The organism is Enterococcus sp. 9E7_DIV0242 (assembly GCF_002140975.2).
GTDB lineage: Bacteria > Bacillota > Bacilli > Lactobacillales > Enterococcaceae > Enterococcus_L > Enterococcus_L clewellii.
This window is the reverse complement of record NZ_CP147247.1, coordinates 3,346,673-3,370,226: the sequence shown is the minus strand read 5'-3', so window position 1 is coordinate 3,370,226 and position 23,554 is coordinate 3,346,673. Positions and strand designations below refer to the sequence as shown.

Sequence of the window (23,554 nt, the reverse complement as noted above, 5' to 3'; positions counted from 1 at the left end):
ACGCTATATCCAGCTTACTTAGCTTTCAAAAGATTTTTCTCTAAAAATATCCTCTTCTTTGTGATTTTTTTCAATCAAGCGTATACTTTTTGCATAAAGGAGGGAATTTTATGTGTACAAGTATTACGTTAGCTAATGAACAAACGAATTATCTCGCCCGAACAATGGATTTTGGCTTTGAACTGGATGGACGCCCTATCGTGATCCCTAGAAACTACGCATTCACTACCGATCAAGGAGATACACTTACATTTCCACTAGGCTTTGTCGGAACAGGAAGAAAACTCAACTCTTATTTATTTGCGGATGGTGTCAACGAAAAAGGATTAGCAATTGCAGAGCTTTATTTTCCAACAGAAGCCAGTTATCTTGAAACGGCAGCTCCGGAAAAAATAGGACTCGCTCCTCACGAATTCATTATGTGGGTCTTAGGAAATATCGGCAGTATCGACGAGCTGAAGCGTAGAATTGATGAAGTAGCAATTATTCATGCAGAAAATCATCTGCTTGGTGTGGTTCTTCCACTGCATTTCATTTTAACTGACGTTACCGGAGAAGTGGTTGTTGTTGAAACACACGATCAAACGCTGACGATCAAAGAAAATCCAGTCCATGTGATGACCAACAGTCCTCGCTTTGAATGGCATTTACAGAATCTCAATAACTACCTATTTTTACAGCCTCAGAATTTCTCTGTGAAAACTTTTGGGAATTTGCCTGCCGCTCCGTTTGGTCAAGGCTCCGGAACTTATGGCTTACCTGGGGGATATACCTCACCTGAACGATTCGTTCGTGCAACCTATTTAAGAAATTATTTATCTAACATTGAAACAAACGAAGGCGCTCTAGCTGGAATATTTCATGTTTTGGACAATGTGACCATTCCAAAAGGGGTAAATATCAAAAATGATGGTGCGACGGATTATACACAGTATCGTGCTGTCCTCGATACGAAAAATCAATGCTATTACTTTAACCCTTATACTACACCAGAGGTATTCTCCGTTCAGCTGACAGAGGCTTTACTAAATCAAGCTGAGCCGAGCGAATATGAGTTACCAGCTGGTTTCAACACAACTTTACTGAATCCATAAACGAAAGAACCGTATAGAGAAGTAGGCATTTGCCCTCAGTCTTCTCAATACGGTTCTTTATTATTTGCTCGCTAAAGTATTACACTATCCTTCGCTGTATGCTTTAGGTAACTGGAACAGTTGCTGTTCCTCTAACTGTTTTCCAATATGGAATAGTAGGTCTTCTCTTCCTTTAGATGCCATGAATTGAACCCCAAAAGGCATTCCTGCTGCGGTCATATGAGTCGGCAAGCTGATTGCAGGTTGTCCAGCTAAATTAGCCAGTTGGGTATATGGAGTAAGAGACAAGCCTTTATAAAACATCTCATAAACCAGCTGGGCCAACTCAGCTTCTTTCAGTTCTTCTGCATAGCCTAACACTGCTCGAATCCTGTCACTTTGAAACTCCTGATCGATCCTTGGCGCAGAATTTGCTGTAGTTGGTGTCAAAAGCAAATCATATGTTGAAAACAGCTGCTCCATTTTTAAAGATGTTGCGTCCCACACATTCAGGGCATGAATATATCTTTTTACCGGGATGGTTTCCCCATATTTATACAGCCCCCAAGTCAAAAGCTCCATATCATTCATCGTCAACTGTCGCGCCAACGTTTGCTGAATCCCATCAAACATTCCTGATGTTTCAGCCCCCATCATCACATAATAGCTCTCCATCACTTCTCTGCCATTAAACGGCCACGTTACCTCCGTCAACTCGTGCCCCAGCTTCTCTAACTCTGTGGCTGTCTGCGCCAGTGCTAATTCAGCTTCTGCAGAAACAGGTGTATCAACGGGTGAAGCCGTCAAATAGGCAATCTTTAATGGTCTGTCCTTCTCATGCACTTGCCATTCATCACGCGGTGGGTGATAGGGTGAAGCTTTATCATTTCCTCTCATCGCGTAAAACAGCGTTTCAGTATCTCTCATGGAAACCGTCACTGCAAAATCAATGGCCGCTCCCTGCCATCCTCTGTACCCATTTGGGCCAGTCGGCATAGCGCCTCTCGTTGGCTTCAAGCCAATCAATCCGCAAAAAGCAGCAGGCATTCGAATGGAGCCTCCGCCATCACTCGCTCCAGCAATTGGAAACAAACCGCTTGCTACAGCCGCAGCAGCTCCACCACTCGAGCCTCCTGGTGAATAGGCTGTGTTCCAAGGATTACGCGCGGGACCATACAATACTGGGTCCGTAATATTTTTAAGGCCAAACTCCGGCGTATTCGTTTGTCCTGCCGGAACAAAGCCAAGCTTTTCCAAGCGGGATACAAAATTGGAATTTCTTGAAGAACGGTGTTCTGCCAGCAGTCGTGAGCCAAATGTGCTTTTCCACCCTGCTTTATTTTGACCAAGCATTTTCAACGGAATCGGCACACCAGAAAACGGCTGATCCTCGCGTAAGGAGAAAGTTTTCGCTGCCCCCAAGACTGTCTCTTTATCCCATTCGACGAATGCGTTAAGCTCCGGATTGATTTCTCGTACGCGCTTATCCAACTCTGTGTAATATTCAACTAGGCTAATGTCCTTTTGTTTAAACTTTTCTGCCCAATAGGTTGCATCTCTCATTTGTGCTGCTCCTTTCATTTCATATACTCTTGCTTCTCGCTCTCTGAGCTTTTACACGGCCATCGAGTACTTACTTAACTCTCTATATCTTCCTCTAGCATGACGATCGCACGTTCTACCCATTCCAGAGCCGCTCGGCATTGTCCTTCGCTATACATCGCTGTCAGTTTCCAATACTTCACTCGATCCGCATGCTCCGCTACAGCACCATACTGCAAAATCGTTTCTCGAACAGAATCAAATGAAACCAAGGCTTGTAAACAGGTCTCTTTAAATGCATAGAGCATCACAAGTGTCTTATCTTTCGGCATTTCACTGGCAAGAAAAACGCGCATCAGAAAGGCACTTCGGACGGTCACTGCCTTAGCAATATCTGCATCCGTTGTTGAAAGCCATCGTTGCAATTCCTGTCTTCCTTCTTCGGTCAGCGAATAAACTCGTTTGTTCGGTTTGTCTGTCTGAATGACTTGCTCACTTCGCAACCAGCCTTTGTCCTCCATGGCAGTTAATTCTCGATAAATTTGACTCGTCTGAGCCTGCCAAAAATGTGCCAACGATCGTTTAAATGAACGATCCAATTCATACCCTGTCATCGGCCCGGCATTCAATAGACCTAATAATCCATGCTTTAACGACATTACTATCGACCCCTTTATATTATACAAGTTGAATATAACACAAGTATAATAATTAGGCAAATTTAATTTTGTTGTAAGAACAGCTAAATCGTTTCACAAAAAAAAGACTTGGCACACTGACGAAAATCGTTGTGTATCAAGTCTTAAATAGAACCCGTTTTACAATTTACTTGCCGTAAATCATTCGTAAGTACAAATCTTTGTGTCGGGTAATTATATTCTTCAAGAAGCTCCATGGGCCGAAACCCTAGACTCAGCAAACGAGCATGATAGCCAATATCCAGCTTATCTTCTGCTCGAAAACTAGTAGTTGTTACCCCATTGGGCAAGCTTGCTCTTTTTCGAAAAAGATACTGAAGCATCGAACGTTCCACCCCATATTCCCAAACAAGCGGCAAAGAAGACAGCCCGTCGATATGCCTGTTCTTCGAATCAAAAACCAAGACACCCACAATTTGTTCCGCTATTTTTGCAATAACGACCTCCTGATTTTTTATCCGAGAGTAGATTTGTTGATCAAATACAGATGATTCCCAATACGGAAAAGCCCATTGACAGCTTTTCATATGATTAAGGATACCCTTCCTATCTCCTTCGGCTGCTACCTGAACCGCAACTTTCGATAGCTCATGATCCCTTGGAAAATCATTGTTATTCATGGATTCTAATATACCGAAAACTCGATTATTTTTGCGGAATTCCTTAGGTGAGAGCTTATAGATTTGCGAAAAAGCTTTGGAAAAGGATTGTTGCGTCTGATATCCTGATGCCAAAGCGACATCAATGATAGATGCAGGTGTTTCCAACAAAGACATCCCTGCTTCGTGAAGTCGTCTCTTCTTGATGTAATCATACAATGAAAATTTTGTGTAACTAGAAAATTCATGAAGTAAATGATGCTTGGAATAATAAATGGACGCGGCAATCTCCTCTATACACAGCGGAAGCGCCAAATGCTCTTCTACATACCCGACCGTCGCTTGTATGATTTGTCGTCTATTCATTCGTCGCTCCTTTCGATAAAAGTCAGGAGGTGCAAGGCTCGAGTCGCAATCACAAACAATTGCTGCTTCCCCGCTGCTCCCTGAAAATTTTCCTCTTGTGTATCCAATCCGATCACATGGTCAAACTCTAAACCCTTTGATATCGCTACAGAACAAATCACGACCCCTTGATTCGTCAACGTGGTCGCCTGCTCATTTAGTAAAACAAGCTTTATTGAGTGCTTCAATTCATTATACCAATTTTCTGCTTGCCGGTGTGTTTTCGTAATCAAGGCAATCGTTGCATGCAGTTTCAGTGATTTGTCTATCACATTTAAAAGTTCCCCCTTCTCTTCTTCGACATTTTTCACAATGATTCTTCTCGGCATTTCCCCATGTCTAACCATTGGTTGAATAACGTCATCATTGATCAACGCCTTCGCAAACATCATGATTTCATACGTAGACCGATAGCTCTTGCTCAGATTCATCACATTGGCTTTTGGAAACAACTCCGTGAGTTTATCCAATGTCATCTCATTTCTGTCGACGATCTGCTGTGTATAGTCACCAATCAAAAGAACGGGACAATGCAAGGCTCGTTGGAGAACGTTAAATTGAAGCGGTGTATAATCCTGCATTTCATCAATGACAATATATTTCATGTCCTGAAGCAACTCATTTCTCTCAAAAAACAGTTGGATATAGGCTAAAACAAATAAAACAGAATACCCTTTTCTACCAACAGAAAAAGGCAGGTTATCTCTAAATCCTGCGAAGGCTTCTTCGGCTGTGCGATACCTCAGCCGGCTTTTCAATTGATTACTCAAGCCTCTGATCGTCGGTTTCTTTTTCGGCTGAAAGGGCTTTGTCGCAACTGCTTCCAGCATATCCCCCGCCATTCGCTCCAGACGTTCCAAAATCGGCTGCTTTCGGTAGGCGTTGAATCGTTTAAGCAAGTACTCTTCTTCAAATGTATACTCTCCGATAACTACCGGTTTCGGTCGAAAACCTGTTCGCTGGAACGCTTCTAAGAATGCATCCAGCTCTTGCACACATCGAGCCGTACTTAAATAGACGAGCTCTTCCTCAGCCTCTCCAGTAAGCAACGCCTGTTCCGTCTCCTCTAATCGGGAAATTTCTGGCTGGACTCCCGTCATCTCAGCGATAAATGTATCGATGCTGAACTCGTTTACCGGCTCTTCACCAAGCTCTGGTAAGACCTCAGAAATATACTCGGCGAACACCTTGTTAGGGGATAAAATCAAGATTTCATTGGAGGTCAGCTGTTCTCGAAGCTGATAAAGAAGAAACGCGATACGGTGCAATGCAATCGAAGTTTTTCCAGAGCCGGCCACACCTTGAATGATCATACTTTTTCTCGCATGATTTCGAATAATTTGATTCTGCTCCTTTTGAATCGTGCGAATGATCGTCGACATTTTACCACCGCGCTGATTCATCAATTCCTTTTGCAGCACCTCATCAAACAAGGTCGCCTCTGTCTCAATGGCATAGTCGACCGCTCCCTCAACAAACTTAACCTGTCTTTTTCGCGTGATCTCCCCAAAAACCATCCCATTCGGCGCTTGATAGCGTGCCGAACCAATATCAAAATCATAAAAAATCCCGGCGATCGGTGCGCGCCAATCGTAAATAAGCAACTCACCATTCCCTGCCGCAAAGGAAAAACTACCGATGTAAATGATCTCAGCCGTCGTTTCTCCGGAAAAAACAAAATCCACCCGAGTAAAATAAGGCTGCTGCAGCTGCTTCTCTATTTTTTCAAGCTGACGAAAACGAAAGCTGCCTACTATAAATTGTTGCTCTTGAAGTCTGAGATTGGTGAACATTTCATGTGGATCTATCTCACCCCTGTAATCTGTCAAATAATGTTGGAACTGCTCTGATTCTTTAAGAAAACCTGATATTTCGGCATCGATCTCAGCTTTTCTCTCCTGCAGTAATTTCTTCGTCACTTTCCAATTGGCTTGTTCTTCCGCAGTTACTCTATCCATACCATTCACTCCCTTTTACTAGGTCAGTCAATCAGTATAAACGATTTCTTTTATTGTTTTTTGTCCAATCCTGCGAACATCAGGCTTTTCAATAAATAAAAAATTACTGCAGCTTGGCAATAACTGCTTCGATCTCATAAAGCTGCTCAACCTCAACTGTCTCATTCGTCAAATACCAGCCTAAAATACCGGTGACACCACTTGCCGCAAAAATTGCCTGAATGGTATTTGTGCTCTCTTCTGATAATTCAGTCATCACATGATGTGTCAGGTATTGATTAAATACACCTTGAGAATCTGCGGTAAACAACTGTTGAAATAGCCCCTTATTCTCCGCGATATACTGAAACGTTCGTTTCAGCGAAGAAGAACCATCATGCGGATGTTTTTTGCAGTAATCGACTAACAAATCGATTTGCTCGTGAATGATTTTTTCCAGCAAATCGTACTTATCTAAGTAATTCAAATAGAAGGTACCACGATTAATGTCAGCCACCTCACAGATTTCACTGACCTTGATCGCACTGAATTCCTGCTTCTCTAACAAATGAAACAAGGCTTCCTTGATAGCCAAGCGGCTTTTCCTTTTTCTTCGATCCAATGTTCCTCACTCCTCTCAACACTTTTTCTTGATTGTCTAATACTCAACAAAACAAGCAAACTGTTGCTTGTACCTACGCTCTATTGTCTTTACTATAATAGACAACAGGCGATTAATCAACACCTGTCCATTAACGGAGGGATACAATGAAAATTTTGATTTATGGTGCCGGCATCCAAGGGAGCTTTCTGGCCCACTCACTACTAAAGAATAAAAACAATGATGTCACGATGCTTGCACGAGGACAACGAAAAATAGATTTAGAAACGCATGGTTTAGTACTCAGCCATGAGCTGCAGAAAAAGAAAACACACGACTCTGTCAACGTTATTTCAGAATTAGTACCAGATAGCTTTTTTGACTTGATTTTTGTCACGATGAAATACAATGACTTCAACACGGTGGTCGAGCCTTTAGCAGCAAATTGCAGTCAAACGATTATTTTTGTCGGCAATCAAATGAACGCAAAAAAGCTTGAACAAAAAATAATGACCCAAAGTCCGACCGCTAAAACGATTCTCTTTGGTTTTCAAAACACTGGCGGTACTCGAAAAGGTGTTACCTTCACGATTCTTCGATTCGGCAAAGGAAATATGAAAATTCATTCGATGGTAGAAAAAATGACCATCCACAAGACACTAGATGAAGTCTTTAAACAAACCCAGTATACCTGGAAAGAAGAGCCTCAGCTAGATGATTGGCTGAAAAGTCACGGCGTGTTGATCATGATAATGAATAGTCTCGACTACCTTTTTGATAACAACTCCAAGAAAATCCGACACTCTAAAGATTTTCTAAACGCAGCTGCTCATGCGTATCATGAGGTTTTCACACTACTCGAAGCAAAAGGGCACGCAATTGTCCCTAGATCACAAAAATGGCTATTCGGTCATCCTACAAGAGCAAAGCGAGTGCTACAGCTCTTGTACCTTACACCGGTGATGAACATGGCAGAAGGGAATTTTGGAGAAATAGCGGCAATCATCGAAACAATCAATGAGCTGAAGACAGACGTATCATTGACTACACCTAATTTCGACAAGTTGGCAAAAGCGGCAATCACTCGCTATCAGCTCAGCTTGTCCACCCACAAAAGCTGATTGATTACGATGAAGTAAAAGAAAAAAGAAGTCAAGGCATCCATACGCCTCGACTTCTTCTTATTTAATGAAGCAATTTTTCGATAACAAAAATTTTATCCAGCTACCTCAATTAAGTCTCTGTTTTTATAAGTTCAGCAGTGAGTCGGTATTCATACACAAAATCATCTTCTGAAATTTTTTTCTCTATACTATCCGGATCTTCCTTCATAGAGTCGATGATCATTTGATCATCGGAGAAAACAGCATACCCTAACCTTGTTCCGTCCTTTTCTACGGGTCCTATCGCTGGTATGAATGCACAATATTTCTTGCCTAAATCGACAGAAGCCGCATTGCTCATTGAGGTAGACAGACTGTTTGTCATGTGTTCATGCAATGTACTTTCTGTTCTATAGCTAACTATAAGAGTTTTATTTTGATAGGTTTTCGAAACCAAACGCTCTTTGTCCTGTGGAAATTGTAAAAACACCTCAAACTCACTGACATCTCCATTCTGGAACACTCGCCTTCCAGATAACTCTACATATAAAAGCTCTTCCTCAATACTACTTATTTCAAAATATTTAAGCTCTTCAGCCCCTTCACCCTCGAGCTCTTTTCCTAATTCTGCAATTTCAAATGGCAATGCGTCCAATGATAATTGTTCGACTGTAATTGAGGGATCTACATCCTTTTTAGAAACAGCGAGGAAAACAAAGCAACTTACGACAAAAAGCAGACTCGCACATACTATCAAGGTTCTTCTTTTCATTTTAAGCCCTCCTATTCGTGGTCCTTCTCCTTCTAGCCTTATACCCACGACAGCCAAGTGCTCTAAGCCACATTGCTCCTAATCATTCAATCTTTGACCGATCCATACAGTACATTGAAAAAATAGCCTAAACCAACAGCTAACATAATATGCCCTAAGCCGGCAATTCCAGCTATTGCTGCATGATCTGCATACCCTAAAACAGTCATCGTTCCATGTACGAATAGCATTAACAAGGTGACACCTAAGCCGATATTGTAGCATAAATAAAATTTCTTATAATTTCTATGTTTCATGAGTTGAAAATTCTTTTCCAGCAACAAAACGATTAAAAAGAAAAACATTCCTAAAATCAACGTATGCGTGTGAAGCACACTTAACTGTGTCACACCTGTAAAACCATTCAATTTTGTAAATTCTCGATAGTAAACACCGAATACTAAGCCTAAAATCATATACATCATACTTACTCGCACTAGCTTTTTCATCATTCTTTCCTCCTGAATCACTTCATGTTCTCTCTATTTTGCGGCAAATGTACTCGCAGCTTATTTCACCTAAGCTCTTCTGTCCCACACTGCCAATGTCCTTACTTGATACCTCGTATCAACCATTTTTTCTTATACGAAAATTCCTTGAGCAGTTCCTCTGTTGCCCAATCGTTTACAATAAAAGCTGTCAACGAATCAATGACTATGTCCATGACAAAGTATAAAAAACAGATGGCTTCTTCTGAATCCGTAATCTGAAATCCATTTCGCTCCAATATGCCCAGCCACTCCTGACTCATCTCGGAATCATTTGTAGGTGACATTCGTTGATGCATGATCGTATTCTCGCCTTTGATCAACAGCTTGAGCCCTTTCCAATAATCACTCTTATGATCCAGTTCCCCGCAATAGCGTAAATACTCACTGATTCCTCCAAAGAAATCCCGTTCATTTTCTTCAATATACCTCAGAATATCCTGATGGATGGTCATCGCTATCTTCTTAATCATATAAAGATGCGCATCTTCAAGAGTTGGAAAGTATTTATAGAAAGCTGCCCTGGAAATACCTGTCTTTTCAACGATTTGAGTAACTGTCACCTGACTGATATGTTGCTCGAAAAAAACATCTAGCAACGCTGCTTCGATCATCAAGCGCTTTTCACTCGGCAAATGATAAAATGTCTGCTTTGGCATAATACGCCTCCCGTTCCTCTAAACAAAAGCAAAGTGACACTTTGTCACCCTATCTACAAAAAGCATATCACAGACGGTGACGAAGTGTCACTTTATTTGCTTTCATTTTAAATCTTTTCGATGGCCATTCAGATTTGAATTTATAAAAAAATAACAACTAAATGAAATGACGAACATACACAAGAATGACGATATATCTAAACACCTTCTCTTGATTGTTCGAAAAAATCTACTTAAAACAGAATACCAATCCCTTAACATTTTTATTTAAATTTCAAAAAATCATTTTTAAATAAATTGAATGATATATTTTTGATGGGAAACACTCATTAAAATGTGCTACTATTGCTAATATAAAGGTGTCTGGACCATGCAGTTTTATACTAATAAACATAAGATTGGAGGAGGAACTCTGAAAAGAAAAGAAAGTTGTTGGTCCAAAAAAAGAGAGTAAAAAATGAATGAGGAGTTGGATATACAATGAGAGTAAAAAAAGGAGCTTTACTAAGTATAAGTGCTCTTTTCCTGAGTTTGTCTTTTTTCGGGCAGCAAGGATTCGCAGAAGAGCAGGTACTTAAGGTAGAGAATGTTGAGCAGATAATTGAAGAAGGGGCTGGCATAACCCAAGAAAATGGCCCTCTTATTCCTCAAACAAATGAAGCAGTAAATAAAGCTAAAAATTTATTGCCAGAAAAATTTGATTTTAATTCCGGTAATGTTCAGACAATAATGAGGGATCAAGGACGAGTAGGTATTTGTTGGGCTTATTCTGCATTAGATGTCATTACTTCTTCTAACAAAAAAGAATTTGGTGTAGAATACACACTTTCACCTAATTATTACAATTATTATTCAGGCAGACAATCATTCTCTGATGCGGTCAATCCTTACGGAGACAGAGCTTTGAATGACGGGGGTACGCATGCTTCTCTTTTCTTTCAAAGTGCCTTAAACAACAATGGAACATTGGAAGAAGACTTTCCAACACCCTTAGACCCAGCGCTGAATACGCCAATGCCACTAGCCGATTTTGAAAAAATCAAAGAGAAAAAGTCGCCGATATATGTTGAAGGTATAGAAAAAATTCCAGCAATTTCTTATAATAGTTCTGAAGCTTCTCGAAAAGCTAAGATTGAGGAAATGAAAAATAAAATATATGAATATGGGGCAGTCGCCTTCTCATATTACGAGGAATCGACTCATAATAGTAAGTATTACGATAATCAACTTAAAAGTAGTTTTGTTCCGGTCTCAGATGTTGGAACAGCATTAGTTCCCAAACAAGGAACAGATTTAGCCCGTGTGAATCACGGCGTTACAATCGTTGGCTGGGACAACACCTACAGCAAAGACAACTTTACTATTACACCAACTAACGATGGAGCATTTCTCGTGAAGAATTCTTGGGGAGAAGAGCCAATAGGTGCTGGATATTTTTATATCAGTTATGAAGATATTTATGTACTATGTTCAGAGATCTATGCAGCAGATACAAAAATGGAGCAATTTGATAACGTGAGAACCTATGTCAATAAAGAACGAAGTAACTATTATAATTTTTCTTCAAACACAAATTCCGTTTATTTAGCTAGCACCTACAGTACACAAGAAAAGACCGAATTGCTAAAGGCCGTGTCTTTCTATAGTGAGCAAAAAGGCATTGATTATGAAGTCTACTATTTGAACAAAGGGATTCGTAGTTGGGAAACTATCAACAACCATGCTAATATGACCAAAATTGCCACCGGCACAGTAACTTCAGCCGGAATGAAGGAAATTCCAACAGAATCTGTAGAAATAGAGAAACAATCAGATTACTCGATCATCATTAAAGTAAACTATCCTAAAGATATCAGTTCATTCCATACAGTGTTCCAAGCAGTCAAAAGTGCCGAAAATGGTAGTTTCCCAGATCTACCTGCTGGTAGAACTTTTGTCAGTTATGAAAATGCCGAAAACAGAATTTTCTGGCGTGGTATCTCCGATGGTGATCTTTTTGGTGGTAGCTTCAAAGGAAATCTATACGTTAATGCGTATACAGATAATTTGGAACCACTCTCAGCTATTCATCTGTCTCCGGAATCTAAAGATATTCCGATTGGTGGTAAAGAACAGCTGACGGCAATACTGACTCCTGAAAATGCAACAAATAAAAAAATTACATGGACAAGCTCCAACCCTGAATTTGTAACGGTCGATGACAAAGGCAACATTTACGGAATCAAAACAGGAACCGCAACTATCACTGCAACAGCAGAAGATGGGAATAAAACTGCCACCAGTATAATTACTGTTACAGAAAATGATGATCATGGTGATGACCATACTTCTGCGACAGAGATTGAATTGAATGAGATGGTCAATTTTACTACACACCGTTCAGGAGATTGGGATTATTTTAGCTTCACGCCGGAAGAATCCGGGCTTTATGTAACCAGAGTTGAGCGAACCAAAGGAGATAACAACACATTTTTCAGTCTTGTCTTATCTGGTTCAACAGACGCGTATGCAGTGACTGAAGATAAGTCTTTATACAATCATGTTAGTTCTCTAATTGCAGGTAGAACTTATAGTGTTGCACTTCACAAAAATAATAGCTTGAATGATCCTTTGCCTGCCGGCTCAGAAGGAACGTTAAAAGTGATGAAGCTCAGCCGAAGTATTGAACTAAAATCTGCAGTCACTTCTTATGAGCTAATGGCACTTGGGACGACAAAATCCCTGGATGTACAGGTAGATTGCCCACCGGAAATAGAGGTGTATAAACTAAAGTATGCAACTGAGTGGAACAAAAACAATATTAGTATCGATCAAACCGGACTGATTACCGCTGAAAACCAAGGAGTAAGTCAATACTACGTGAGTACTACATTTGTTCAAGGCACTTTTAATGTGCTTAACCAGCGAATCGAAGTTTCTGATGATCACAGTAATGATTTCCGCTTTGCAACAAAACTGAACTTAAATGAAGCAGTTGATTTTACTACAGAATACTCAGGAGATTTGGATTATTTTAGCTTCACACCGGAAGAATCCGGGCTTTATGTAACCAGAGTTGAGCGAACCAAAGGAGATAACAACACATTTTTCAGTCTTGTCTTATCTGGTTCAACAGACGCGTATGCAGTGACTGAAGATAAGTCTTTGTACAATCATGTTAGTTCTCTAATTGCAGGTAGAACTTATAGTGTTGCACTTCACAAAAATAATAGCTTGAATGATCCTTTGCCTGCCGGCTCAGAAGGAACGTTAAAAGTGATGAAGCTCAGCCGAAGTATTGAACTAAAATCCGCAGTCACTTCTTATGAGCTAATGGCACTTGGGACGACCAAATCCCTGAATGTACAGGTAGATTGCCCACCGGAAATAGAGGTGTATAAACTAAAGTATGCAACTGAGTGGAACAAAAACAATATTAGTATCGATCAAACCGGACTGATTACCGCTGAAAACCAAGGAGTAAGTCAATACTACGTGAGTACTACATTTGTTCAAGGCACTTTTAATGTGCTTAACCAGCGGATTGAAGTTTCTGATGATTACAGTAATGATTTCCGCTTTGCAACAAAACTGAACTTAAATGAAGCAGTTGATTCTACTACAGAATACTCAGGAGGTTTGGATTAGTTTAGCTTCACACCGGAAGAATCTGAGCTTTATGTAACCAGAGTTGAGCGAACTAAAGGAAATAACAACACATTTTTCAGTCTTGTCTTATCTGGTTCACTAGGTACACATACAGTAACTGAAGACAAGGTCCTGTTCAATCATATTAGTTCTCTAATTGCAGGTAGAACTTATAGTGTTGCACTTCACAAAAATAATAGCTTGAACGATCCTTTGCCTATTGGTTCAGAAGGAACAATACAAGTGATGAAATTCAATTAGCGCATTGAACTGAAATAGCAGCCATTTCTTATGAGCTAATGGCACTCAAGACAACAAAGTCATTGAATATCAAGGTCCATTGTCTGTCTGAAATAGAAGTATATCACCCGAATTATATGCCAGAAGCAGATAAAGATACTATAATCAGGGAGCAAACCGGATTGATTACTATTGAAAAACAAGAAAGTAAGCCGATGTTATGTAGATACTAAACTTATTAATGGCTATTCTAGTACTTTTAATAACCGGATAGAAATTATTAATTAAGCAATACAATAGTTTCTAATTGAAAAAAGTGTCTAATATCCTTATAGACGTTATAATTTCTGGAACCGATGGACATGCTCCATCGGTTCTTTTTTATGATGAGCTCATCTTGATTTTGTTAGTTAATACAGCTTCTTTTCCCTTAGTATTTTTCACTATTCATTATTTTCCTTGACTCAATGAATGACTGAATTTCTTCTTGCTCAAACATTGAGCATAACGCACCTTTTCTCGTTGTTATCAATGATGCAGCTGCATTTGCAACGCGAAGCATTGAGCGCAACTTCCCTTCATCAAGCTCATCCAAGCCCCAGTCTAAAATGTAGTTAAGAACACAGCCAAAAAAAGTATCACCAGCACCTGTGGTATCGATTGTATTTTTATTGCGAAATGCCTCTGACTCAACAATCAACTCTTTATAGTAGGCTCTACTCCCTTTTTCACCCATGGAAACTAAAATCAATGGAAGGTCAAATTTTTCTCGTAGCTTATTCACTCCAGCAGAAAAATCATTTTCTCCCGTAAACCATCGGATTTCATTGTCAGATATCTTTAAAACATCACAATACGCCAGACTTGTTTCCACCTGTTGCCTTGCATCCTCTAATGACTTCCATAAAGGTTCACGAATATTTGGATCAAAAGAAATGATACAGCCGCTCTCCTTAGCAATAGATAAAGCCTTCAATGTCGCTTTGCGCACTCCTACATGAGTCATTGATAGCGTGCCGAAATGAAAAATTTTCGTTTTTTTGATCAAGTCTTCATCTATTTCAAACTCATTTAGCATCCTATCAGCTCCTGGATCACGGTAAAACGAAAAATCACGATCCCCATTCTTCATTGTATGAACAAAAGCCAAGGTAGTATGAACCTCTTTATCAATAAATAAATGTTGGGTATCGATCCCCAGCTCAGAAACTCTTTGCCTTAAGAAATGCCCAAACGTATCATTTCCTACTTTTCCAATAAATGCTACCTGCCGATCAAATTTACGAAGCATTGCCAAGACATTACAAGGAGCCCCACCTGGATTGACTTCAATTATCGGATTACCTTGAGAACTGACACCATTTTCGGTAAAATCAATTAAAATTTCTCCTAGGGCCGTTACATCAATTGTCTTCATTAGAATCCTCCATTTTCAAAATACTTGAGCTATACTCTCACGCCAGCATTATTACAGCATCGTTTTAGCCAAACTCCAAGTGACAAGCTCTTCTACTACAAGCTGCCCTTTATCTACCGACAAAAAATTCTTATTTTGATCACTTCCTGCAAAGACATTTAGACTATGATTGGTTTTATAGTTGTCCGTAAACAATTCAATGGATGATTGATCACTAAACAAATGAATAATCAGTCGCTCCTCCTCTTGAAGTAGTAAGGTACTTTTACTCGTTCCGTTACTCCAATTATCAGAATGGTCACGGTTCACATAGAGCATTTGCTTCGCTAAATCAAAGGTCGCTATAGTTGCCAACTCCTCATTACATCTCAATTTCAGCGAAAACTGTGTTGCCGTCGTTTTTGTCAAATCAATGGTCAACATCATTTCAAAACTATTTCCATCAGCCGTTGGAATCAACAGCTCTTCTTGTTCAATTATTTCTTTTTCAAGCGTACATTCCCGCAAACGAATACTTTTCAATTCATTAATGGGTAAAAACTTCAGTCTGTTGTCCTCATCAAGTACGACTTCTCTCAAAAGATTGAACGATCCACACCAGCCTTCCTTATAGGTCGGTCCCCAGTCCTTCCACCAAGGCATCCACTGCCATTCATTTGCCCAAGCAACCATGATACGACGGCCCTTTTTATCCAAAAAGGATTGTGGTGCGTAGTAATCCAATCCCCAATCGATCGTCCCCATCGTGGAATAATTGAATTTACCAGTGTCATAATTCATCTCTCCAACTAAGTAAATACTGGTTCTTTCCTCAACACCCATCGGTGAAAAAGTCAGAACGTATTTTTCGCCTTGTTCATTTGTTATAGAGAAGAAGTCCGGACATTCCCACATATAACCCAACTCACCACGGCTTTCAGCTAATACATTAAAGAACGCCCAATCTTCCAGATTCTTCGAACGATACAAAAGCGCATGAGCTAACTGATCCTTTTTACCACTGACAACCATATAAAAGAACTCGTCGTGTTTCCAAACTTTAGGATCTCGAAAATCAACCATGTCATATCCTGATGGTGGAGAAACAATAATGGGGTTCTTCTCAAACTTTTGAAAATTGATTCCATCGTCACTGTAGGCCATGCTTTGATTTTGAATCACACCACCTCCACTATTAGCAGCACTTGTATAGAAAAGGTATAGCCTGCCATTGTGCTCAATAGCACTTCCGGAAAAGCAGCCGCCCTGTGGATGGTCATCGTATTCATGACTAGGGGCTAAAGCCAATGGTAAATATTCCCAATGCAATAAATCATCACTTACTGCATGCCCCCAGTGCATCGCTCCCCAAAAAGAATCATATGGATTACACTGATAAAAAAAGTGATAGTTCTCTTTGAAATAAATCAAACCATTCGGATCATTAAGCCAACCTGCTTCCGGCATGAAATGATACTGTTGTCTCATTTCCCCTTTACTGACAGTTTCCTTATTCGCATCAATCACTCTTTGGGCAGCTCTGATTTTTTCAGTCATTCGCTCATTGAACAAGCTGTTCATCCTCCTTATGCTCTACCCCAATATCAGGCGTTGGTCTAAAAGCATTTAATGTACGATTCATACTCACTTGACTCTCCGTTCCTGAATCAAGAATTGTATTTCCATTTGAGCTATCTTCGACTAAAACAGTGATTACTGAAAGCTGGTCTGCAGTATCTGTTTTCAGTAGTGATTCAACTTGTGCAGAAAAACAGGAGTCACTGCTCTCAACCTCAGCCTCGGTTGCCACAACATGATTATTGGAAATCCAATTGCCCTGCCCCTCAGCAATCCGAATAATTACCGGAGTCGCTCCAGATGGTGTGATTCCTTCCTCATTCAGCACGTTAGATATATGGTTTCCAAGGAACGAATTGTTATTGCCATTGATATAAATCAGACCATATAAATCATCCAAGCCATTATTTCGATGCTGTAAAGGCGCCCACGGTTCATAGTCTCTTAGGAAGTGATTAGAAGAAACGAGATTTTCAGAACAATTTTTTTCAAGTACTAACATTCCCGGGTAAAATGCATGTAGCCGATTACTCGCAACTAACGAGCGTGTTACACCAGACAAATGCACACTACTTTTCCCTCTGGGAAAAACATTATTTGACGTGATCATCAACCCACCAAAATTTTCTGCAAAAATTGAATACCCTTTAAAACCAGCACCAATCAAGTTTTCAGTCACTTTCGATGCTTGTCCCCAACCGCGTAGCTCAATGCAATTGCCGCATTCCGCAATAAAATTATCATGAACCGTGAGTGCATCAGCATGGTAGATCGTTAGGCCATGCTCTAAGTAGACAAAGCCCATTTCTGTAATTCTAAAGGAGTCCTGTGCGCTGGCCACATAAATCCCTGTTTTTTTATTAACATAGGTATTTTCCGGATTCAATTCCTTTGTTCCATCCTCAATAAAATGAAGACCATCAATACAGAAATTGGTAAATTCAACAGAGCTGATTCGTGGATTTCCCTCACGAGCTATATAAAAGGCTGCTCCCTCTGCCTCATTTTCAAGATTCTCCGTTGAAATATCCACTAAAATACGACTTCCGCCAGGCCATAGCTCATGTAACTCAGACCACTCCTCTTGCGGAACATTGAAGCGGATACTTGAAGAAGTAAATCCATGACCTGATCCCATGACTTTTAGATAGCTGATATCAATAAGTACTTGTGTTTTCAAATGGTAATCTCCTGGTGGAAGATAAATGACCGCTCCTGGTTTCCCCCCATCATTTACGTCTGTGATGGCTTGTCTTTTTTTTATGTCTTCAATGATACTATTGATCACTTCACCGATATCTTCATAAGGATCGCCCACAGGCCAATCAGTGACATCATAATAATTTTTACTATTGCTCATGCTTCTTCCTCCTACCTAGACGTCGATAATCCTCTATTTTAAAACGATAGTGTTTATTCTATTTAACAGCACCTGCTGTAAGACCTTGAACGATAAATTTCTGAGCAAAGACCGACAATACCATAACCGGTAAACTGAAAATCAATGCCCCTGCACACATAGGCCCTAAGTCCATGCTATACGCAGATAGAAATTCTGATAATCCGACAGTGAAGGTTTTAGCCTCTGTACTCGTAAGTAGCAGTGCTAGTAAAAATTCATTCCATGAAAGAAAGAGCGTGAACACAAACGATGTCGCTAATCCTGGCTTACAAATCGGTAAAATAATATATAGGAATGTTTTCAAGCTAGACGCACCATCCACACAAGCAGCTTCATCAATATCAATGGGAATTCCTTCATAAAAGCCCAACATGATCCACATGACAAACGGCATATTGATTGCAGCATAAACGATGATCAATGCAAATTTTGTATCATATAATCCCATTTTTGTAATCAGTTCATAAATCGGTACAGCAATACTTGAGGTTGGAATCATCTTTAAGCAAAGAACTACGATCGTTAGAAAAACAGCAATTTTCGCTCCGGAGCGTTGAATCGCATAAGAAGAAAGCGATCCTAACACCACCGCGATCAAGGTACTGCAGATCGCCACAAGAAAACTATTAAAAATATATTGAAATGCAGGCATTCGGTCAAACAAACCAGTAAAATTTTCTATTGATAATTCTTTTGGAAAAAATTTAGCCGGTATAGACACTACCTCCGTTCCAGGTTTGAATGCTGAACTAATAAGGTACAGATAAGGAAATGACCAGATGATTGCACAAATTATTCCTACAATTACCATTATTTTTAAATGTAAATTACTTTTCTTTTCCATTGTCTGCCTCCTTAAGCGGTTTGTTTCTTTTTAGGATTCCACAATCCTTGCATAAATACGAGGGTGAAAATAACAAGAACAACAACTAGAATCAACGCCATGGCACTGGCAAAGCCAACTTTGTTATACCTTGTCAACGTCTTATAAATCACTACACTAAGCAATTCAGAAGAATTATTTGGGCCTCCTTGTGTCATTGCCCAAACAATGTCAAAGGTTCTTGCAGCATCGATAATCCGGATAGACAGAGCGGTTAAAAGCACAGGCTTAATATTAGGTAATTTAATTTGCAAAATTTTCTGCCACCAGTTGGCACCATCGATCGTAGCCGCTTCCAACATACTGCTATCCAGCCCTTGCAGCCCAGCCAAAATCATCAGCATCATAAATGGCGTAGTAAGCCATATATCAGCGATACAGCATGATATCAAAGACCATTTCTCGTCAGCAAGCCATAGTATTTGGTTCGTATTTTTTAGAATCCCTGTATTCACAAGAAGCTGATTCACGATACCGAATTGAGCACTCAGCATGAGCTTCCAAATAAGACCGGCAACCAATGGAGCGATCATCAACGGAGTCAAAATAAACGATCGGATGAGATTGTTTCCTTTAAATTTGGCTTCAAACACCAATGCTAAAGCGGTACCTAGAACAAGCTCAATGGATACCGCAATAACAATATAGAGCAATGTATTGCGCAAAGGATGTAAAAAACTATCCGTGGTAAAAGCTTTTACATAATTATCTAAACCCACAAATTCTCTTACGCCACTTGCATCAATAGTGAACAGACTATCGAAACCCATTTTAAAAATTGGGTAAATCATAAAAATTCCCATAAATAGTGCACCTGGCAGAAAAAAAGCAAGGACTGTTTTTCTGGAAATCAATTGCATAGGTTTTCCCTCCTAAAATTTCATAATAATGAGGTTGAGCTAAAAGTGGCTAAATGCGAAGATACCAGCTTCTAATAAACGAATAATCGCAAGACTGAAAAAGGTGAAATCTTGCAAGTAGCCACATTCTTGATATGTTGCTACAATCAAGCAGTCGCTTTCCTATCAAAGGCTGAGACATCAGCATCTATTGACTCCTTCCCCCAAATAAACAGATAAAGGTGATGTTTAGTTATAGCCTCGAATTTGGATAAGATCGTACTAGGATATCGTGTGGCTTTTAGCTCGCCATTTAATCGTATTTAGAGTATGTGACATTTTCGTTTTGCTTACTGAGGTGACTCTTAAAAATTGTATGTGAAACATCTATTTTTAAGGGACACTTTATACTTCTTCAAATTACTCAACGATTCCCTCAATAGCTTTTTTAGCATCTTTTAAAGCAGATTCAGGAGTTGCCTTACCAGATAATGAGGATTGAATAGCACCAGCTAATACTTCTTCTATTTCAGTCCAGTAAGGGGTTGCCGGTCTGTTTTGTGAAAATTTATTATCCAATGTGTCCATTACTGCTCCTAAATGCTCATTCCCAGGCTCTGATGTATATTTTTCATAGACTGAGGTCCGGCCTGCGATTTTCAAGGCACCTTCCGTCATATATTTTTCATTGTTGTCATACATAAATTTCAAGTACTCAATGGCTATTTCTTGATTTTCAGAATTCTTCATCACACACTCATACCAAGGACCTGTCGTTGCTGCTACACCTTCTGTTCCACCAATCATCGGGGCCACACCAACATTTTCTTCATTTAAAGCATACGCAGCTGGGTATTGATGGCTCCAGTTCAATTGCATAGCCAGCTTTCCGTTATTAAACATTTCTTGTGATTCTGTTGAAGCTACCGCTAATGTTTCTTCCGGCGCATAACCAGCTTGATAAATGTCACATAGGTATTGCAATGCATCTATATAGGGCTGCTCATCAACAAGAACGTTATTCTTATCATCTAATACCAACGGCATCGCACCTGCCTGTGACACATGATCGAGAAAGCTGCAGACCGTGTCGCCTCCGGCCATACCAAATACAGATGTTCCGTACATATCATCTTTGGTGAAAAATTCCGCACAATCTTTATACTCATCCCAAGTAGCAGGTACTTTCAATTCATACCCATACTTTTTATTAAACGCGGACTTATTTGACTCATCAGCAAAAATATCTTTACGATAAATAAGAACTTTACTATTGATCCACATTGGCAAACCTAATAACTGACCATTTAGCGTTCCTCCATCTTCTAGCGTAGGGAGAAAATCCGATGTAATACTGCTGTCAACATGTTCATCAAGAGGCGTCAGTGCATTTTCAAATGCAGATAACCATAATACATCTAAGCAGACAACATCATGAGCCGCAGCCTTGGCTTTGATTTCGGTAGATACTTTATCGTACATACCTGAATACGGAACAGAATCAACAACAACTTCATAGCCGGTTTCTTCCTTAAAAGCTGCAGCTGTACTATTAGCAATTTTTTCAGCAGGGCTGCCGCTTTCAACCAATACAGTAATTTTCTTTTCTTTACTTTCATTCGATTTCGCTGCGTTGTTTCCACAACCAGTAAACAATAAACTCATCATTGCTCCTATAGCTAAAATAATGGCACAAGTTTTTTTTACACTTCTTTTCTTCATCTTTTCCACTCTACCTTTCTTAACGACTCCATCCCTCTCCCTTAAAGTGATAGGTCCCACTCTATATAATCAAGTAGCTATGCCCATCTTTCATTAAGAGAAAACAGCACCAACCAACCTAGTCTATTTTCCTCCTCCCAACTGGAAGCGTTTTACACCGCTAGTATAGCGTATGAAATTTTCCTTGTCAAACGTTTTCAAAATATTTTTCATCAATTTCATTAAGGGTCTGATCCGTAAATTCCCATTAGTAAGACTGATAACCCTTATGTATTGGCAATACATCTATAAATATTGCGTGTTATAGTAGAAATTATTATTTATAAAAGTTGTATCACCTTCTTATTAAATGAAAAATTTTTCATTTTTTAAGCTGAAATTTTTTCATTTCTCTTGAAGAAGTACGGATCACATTGTATGATATAGATATTCATAGTCTACGTCAGAAACAATCCTGTGATAAAAAGGGAGTTCCGATCCCTAGATGAGAGGTAACGAACATGGATAAAGTTGGTATAAAAGACATTGCGGAAAAAAGCGGAGTTTCTCTTGCGACAGTATCAAGATATTTTAATAAGCCAGAGCTTTTATCAGATAGAACAAAAGATAAAATACGTGCAGCTATCAAAGAGCTGAATTATAGTCAAGACAATGTGGCCAGGATTTTAGTAACTGGCAAGTCAAATTTGGTTGGTGTAATTTTTCCTCAGCTACACCTCAGTTTTTACACAGAGCTGTTGAACCAATTAATAAAGGCCGGCGAAGAAAAAGACTACAGTTTTATTGTCTATACTTCCCGTGATACCAAAGAAGAGGAACTGCAGTTAATCAATATGCTGACATCTTATCGGGTAAAAGGAATTATTTTACTTAGCCATATTTTGAGTCCTTCAGATATTGAAAAACTAGATGTCCCAATCATCTCGATAGAGCGATCTGGGGGGAATTATTGCCAAATCAACAATGATAATTATACTGGCGGGAAGCTTGCTGGTGATAAGCTGATAGCGGATGGCTGTGACGTTTTTGTACACATCAATAATGGGTATCATGAAGACTGGCCTTCTTTCAAGCGTATTGTTGGCTTTGAATTTGCAGTAAAGGACAGGCTAAATGAAACAATCATTAATCCGGACCTAACTGATCCATATTCAGATGCTGCTATCAAAGCGATGTCTCCGATAGTTGATACACTACTTAAAAAATATCCAAGAAAGAAAATTGGCATTTTTTGTTCGAATGATGACATCGCAACTATTTTGCAACGAGATTGCATAAGAAAAAACATTAAAATTCCAGAAGAAGTTGAAATCATCGGCTACGATAATTCGCCAGTCTCTAATAATGCTATCTACCCTATCACATCGATCGACCAAAACATTCCTTTAATGGCAACGATTGCTGTTAATTCTTTAGAAACCTATATACCACATGAAAATGTTGTAGCTGCAACCTTAGTTGAAAAAGACACCACACTCTAAAAGAAAATCAAAAAGAACAATCCATTCATTTCCAGAATTTGATTGTTCTTTTTTGTTGTTTACAGTATTAGTTCACTTGAATGAACCTTCTTCTCCTAAAAAAACTATTGAAACTACACCTCTCCAAAATATTGTGCTGAATGAAATAGCCCAGCTATAGATTTTACTTCATAGGTTTCTAAGTAAGCATGTGTACTCTTTTCTAATGGAGGGGGTGAAACTTTGAAGAATGTTGCATAGTCAAAGCTTGCTTTTTCCTTTGATTCAACTTGCTCGATTTTACTGGAAAAAGCTTCCTTAAAGTGACCAGAAGAAAATAAATTGGCTCTAACAGCCCATTCCGGTGTCAGATGTGTCAAAAGTGCTACAGAAATAACTCCTAAGATGATTGCTGCAAGTTTTGTATTTAAAGACAATTTTTTCACGATTTTCCTCCTTAATAGTTATCTAGATTAGCTATTTAGCAGAAT

General features: G+C 39.5%; 19 protein-coding genes. 4 read left to right on the top strand and 15 right to left on the bottom strand.

All coding sequences use genetic code 11. The annotated features are described in order from the left end of the window. Positions 1 to 110 precede the first annotated feature (110 nt). The gene (locus A5888_RS15930; RefSeq protein WP_086350832.1) at positions 111 to 1,094 is read left to right on the top strand and encodes a choloylglycine hydrolase family protein; all 984 of its coding nucleotides are present in this window, start codon (positions 111 to 113) and stop codon (positions 1,092 to 1,094) included. 84 nt (positions 1,095 to 1,178) lie between these two features. Here A5888_RS15930 and A5888_RS15925 read toward each other — a convergent pair whose 3' ends face one another. From A5888_RS15925 to A5888_RS15905, 5 genes are all read right to left on the bottom strand, one after another. Continuing rightward, positions 1,179 to 2,636 (bottom strand): amidase, encoded by a 1,458-nt coding sequence (locus A5888_RS15925; protein ID WP_086350920.1) that lies wholly within the window; start codon positions 2,634 to 2,636, stop codon positions 1,179 to 1,181. Positions 2,637 to 2,710: 74 nt separating this feature from the next. After that, on the bottom strand, positions 2,711 to 3,274 hold the full coding sequence (locus tag A5888_RS15920) for a PadR family transcriptional regulator (protein WP_086350833.1): 564 nt from the start codon (positions 3,272 to 3,274) through the stop codon (positions 2,711 to 2,713). A 143-nt stretch (positions 3,275 to 3,417) separates the two neighbouring features. Next, on the bottom strand, positions 3,418 to 4,278 hold the full coding sequence (locus A5888_RS15915) for a helix-turn-helix domain-containing protein (RefSeq protein ID WP_086350834.1): 861 nt from the start codon (positions 4,276 to 4,278) through the stop codon (positions 3,418 to 3,420). Next, positions 4,275 to 6,275 (bottom strand): HelD family protein, encoded by a 2,001-nt coding sequence (locus A5888_RS15910; RefSeq protein WP_086350835.1) that lies wholly within the window; start codon positions 6,273 to 6,275, stop codon positions 4,275 to 4,277. Before A5888_RS15910 ends, A5888_RS15915 begins: the two co-directional genes overlap by 4 nt. A 103-nt stretch (positions 6,276 to 6,378) precedes the next feature. Beyond that, entirely contained in the window at positions 6,379 to 6,876 is a 498-nt protein-coding gene (locus A5888_RS15905) for a TetR family transcriptional regulator C-terminal domain-containing protein (RefSeq protein WP_086350836.1), read from the bottom strand. A 146-nt stretch (positions 6,877 to 7,022) separates the two neighbouring features. Here A5888_RS15905 and A5888_RS15900 point away from each other — a divergent pair, with 146 nt between their 5' ends. Beyond that, entirely contained in the window at positions 7,023 to 7,976 is a 954-nt protein-coding gene (locus A5888_RS15900; protein ID WP_086350837.1) for a ketopantoate reductase family protein, read from the top strand. Positions 7,977 to 8,088: 112 nt separating this feature from the next. Here A5888_RS15900 and A5888_RS15895 read toward each other — a convergent pair whose 3' ends face one another. The 3 genes from A5888_RS15895 to A5888_RS15885 all read right to left on the bottom strand — a co-directional run bounded on the left by A5888_RS15895 (position 8,089) and on the right by A5888_RS15885 (position 9,916). Beyond that, entirely contained in the window at positions 8,089 to 8,730 is a 642-nt protein-coding gene (locus tag A5888_RS15895) for a hypothetical protein (protein WP_086350838.1), read from the bottom strand. An 86-nt stretch (positions 8,731 to 8,816) separates the two neighbouring features. Next, positions 8,817 to 9,218 (bottom strand): DUF2871 domain-containing protein, encoded by a 402-nt coding sequence (locus A5888_RS15890; protein WP_086350839.1) that lies wholly within the window; start codon positions 9,216 to 9,218, stop codon positions 8,817 to 8,819. Positions 9,219 to 9,319: 101 nt separating this feature from the next. Continuing rightward, on the bottom strand, positions 9,320 to 9,916 hold the full coding sequence (locus A5888_RS15885) for a TetR family transcriptional regulator (RefSeq protein WP_086350840.1): 597 nt from the start codon (positions 9,914 to 9,916) through the stop codon (positions 9,320 to 9,322). Between the two features lie 480 nt (positions 9,917 to 10,396). Between A5888_RS15885 and A5888_RS15880 the strand changes: the two genes are divergently transcribed. Continuing rightward, positions 10,397 to 13,543 carry an Ig-like domain-containing protein gene (locus A5888_RS15880; protein ID WP_339101691.1) on the top strand — a complete coding sequence of 1,049 codons (3,147 nt, stop codon included), beginning with the start codon at positions 10,397 to 10,399 and terminating at the stop codon, positions 13,541 to 13,543. Between the two features lie 670 nt (positions 13,544 to 14,213). Here the strand turns inward: A5888_RS15880 and A5888_RS15875 are convergent. The 6 genes from A5888_RS15875 to A5888_RS15850 form a co-directional block, all read right to left on the bottom strand. Then, complete coding sequence (locus A5888_RS15875) at positions 14,214 to 15,200, bottom strand: carbohydrate kinase family protein (protein ID WP_086350843.1); 987 nt, start codon at positions 15,198 to 15,200, stop codon at positions 14,214 to 14,216. Between the two features lie 51 nt (positions 15,201 to 15,251). Continuing rightward, positions 15,252 to 16,751, bottom strand: coding sequence for a glycoside hydrolase family 32 protein (locus tag A5888_RS15870; RefSeq protein WP_086350844.1), 1,500 nt, complete (start codon positions 16,749 to 16,751; stop codon positions 15,252 to 15,254). Beyond that, the gene (locus tag A5888_RS15865) at positions 16,741 to 18,117 is read right to left on the bottom strand and encodes a NosD domain-containing protein (RefSeq protein WP_086350845.1); all 1,377 of its coding nucleotides are present in this window, start codon (positions 18,115 to 18,117) and stop codon (positions 16,741 to 16,743) included. Before A5888_RS15865 ends, A5888_RS15870 begins: the two co-directional genes overlap by 11 nt. Before the next feature lie 58 nt (positions 18,118 to 18,175). Further along, entirely contained in the window at positions 18,176 to 19,003 is an 828-nt protein-coding gene (locus tag A5888_RS15860) for a carbohydrate ABC transporter permease (RefSeq protein WP_339101690.1), read from the bottom strand. Between the two features lie 11 nt (positions 19,004 to 19,014). After that, positions 19,015 to 19,902, bottom strand: a complete 888-nt coding sequence (locus A5888_RS15855; RefSeq protein ID WP_086350847.1) for a carbohydrate ABC transporter permease — start codon at positions 19,900 to 19,902, stop codon at positions 19,015 to 19,017. A gap of 399 nt (positions 19,903 to 20,301) precedes the next feature. After that, positions 20,302 to 21,603, bottom strand: a complete 1,302-nt coding sequence (locus A5888_RS15850; RefSeq protein ID WP_086350848.1) for a sugar ABC transporter substrate-binding protein — start codon at positions 21,601 to 21,603, stop codon at positions 20,302 to 20,304. A 500-nt stretch (positions 21,604 to 22,103) separates the two neighbouring features. On the opposite strand from A5888_RS15850, the gene A5888_RS15845 reads away from it, so the two are divergent. Further along, positions 22,104 to 23,084 (top strand): LacI family DNA-binding transcriptional regulator, encoded by a 981-nt coding sequence (locus A5888_RS15845; protein ID WP_086350849.1) that lies wholly within the window; start codon positions 22,104 to 22,106, stop codon positions 23,082 to 23,084. Positions 23,085 to 23,197: 113 nt separating this feature from the next. Here A5888_RS15845 and A5888_RS15840 read toward each other — a convergent pair whose 3' ends face one another. Continuing rightward, positions 23,198 to 23,509, bottom strand: coding sequence for a hypothetical protein (locus tag A5888_RS15840; RefSeq protein WP_086350850.1), 312 nt, complete (start codon positions 23,507 to 23,509; stop codon positions 23,198 to 23,200). Between the last annotated feature and the right edge of the window lie 45 nt (positions 23,510 to 23,554).

What these genes read in the sequence shown, in the direction of transcription:
- A5888_RS15930 (WP_086350832.1), top strand. Translation starts at nt 111, where the DNA reads ATGTGTACAAGTATTACGTTAGCTAATGAACAAACGAATTATCTCGCC.
- A5888_RS15925 (WP_086350920.1), bottom strand. Translation starts at nt 2,636, where the DNA reads ATGAGAGATGCAACCTATTGGGCAGAAAAGTTTAAACAAAAGGACATT.
- A5888_RS15920 (WP_086350833.1), bottom strand. Translation starts at nt 3,274, where the DNA reads ATGTCGTTAAAGCATGGATTATTAGGTCTATTGAATGCCGGGCCGATG.
- A5888_RS15915 (WP_086350834.1), bottom strand. Translation starts at nt 4,278, where the DNA reads ATGAATAGACGACAAATCATACAAGCGACGGTCGGGTATGTAGAAGAG.
- A5888_RS15910 (WP_086350835.1), bottom strand. Translation starts at nt 6,275, where the DNA reads ATGGATAGAGTAACTGCGGAAGAACAAGCCAATTGGAAAGTGACGAAG.
- A5888_RS15900 (WP_086350837.1), top strand. Translation starts at nt 7,023, where the DNA reads ATGAAAATTTTGATTTATGGTGCCGGCATCCAAGGGAGCTTTCTGGCC.
- A5888_RS15895 (WP_086350838.1), bottom strand. Translation starts at nt 8,730, where the DNA reads ATGAAAAGAAGAACCTTGATAGTATGTGCGAGTCTGCTTTTTGTCGTA.
- A5888_RS15890 (WP_086350839.1), bottom strand. Translation starts at nt 9,218, where the DNA reads ATGAAAAAGCTAGTGCGAGTAAGTATGATGTATATGATTTTAGGCTTA.
- A5888_RS15885 (WP_086350840.1), bottom strand. Translation starts at nt 9,916, where the DNA reads ATGCCAAAGCAGACATTTTATCATTTGCCGAGTGAAAAGCGCTTGATG.
- A5888_RS15880 (WP_339101691.1), top strand. Translation starts at nt 10,397, where the DNA reads ATGAGAGTAAAAAAAGGAGCTTTACTAAGTATAAGTGCTCTTTTCCTG.
- A5888_RS15875 (WP_086350843.1), bottom strand. Translation starts at nt 15,200, where the DNA reads ATGAAGACAATTGATGTAACGGCCCTAGGAGAAATTTTAATTGATTTT.
- A5888_RS15865 (WP_086350845.1), bottom strand. Translation starts at nt 18,117, where the DNA reads ATGAGCAATAGTAAAAATTATTATGATGTCACTGATTGGCCTGTGGGC.
- A5888_RS15860 (WP_339101690.1), bottom strand. Translation starts at nt 19,003, where the DNA reads ATGGAAAAGAAAAGTAATTTACATTTAAAAATAATGGTAATTGTAGGA.
- A5888_RS15855 (WP_086350847.1), bottom strand. Translation starts at nt 19,902, where the DNA reads ATGCAATTGATTTCCAGAAAAACAGTCCTTGCTTTTTTTCTGCCAGGT.
- A5888_RS15850 (WP_086350848.1), bottom strand. Translation starts at nt 21,603, where the DNA reads ATGAAGAAAAGAAGTGTAAAAAAAACTTGTGCCATTATTTTAGCTATA.
- A5888_RS15845 (WP_086350849.1), top strand. Translation starts at nt 22,104, where the DNA reads ATGGATAAAGTTGGTATAAAAGACATTGCGGAAAAAAGCGGAGTTTCT.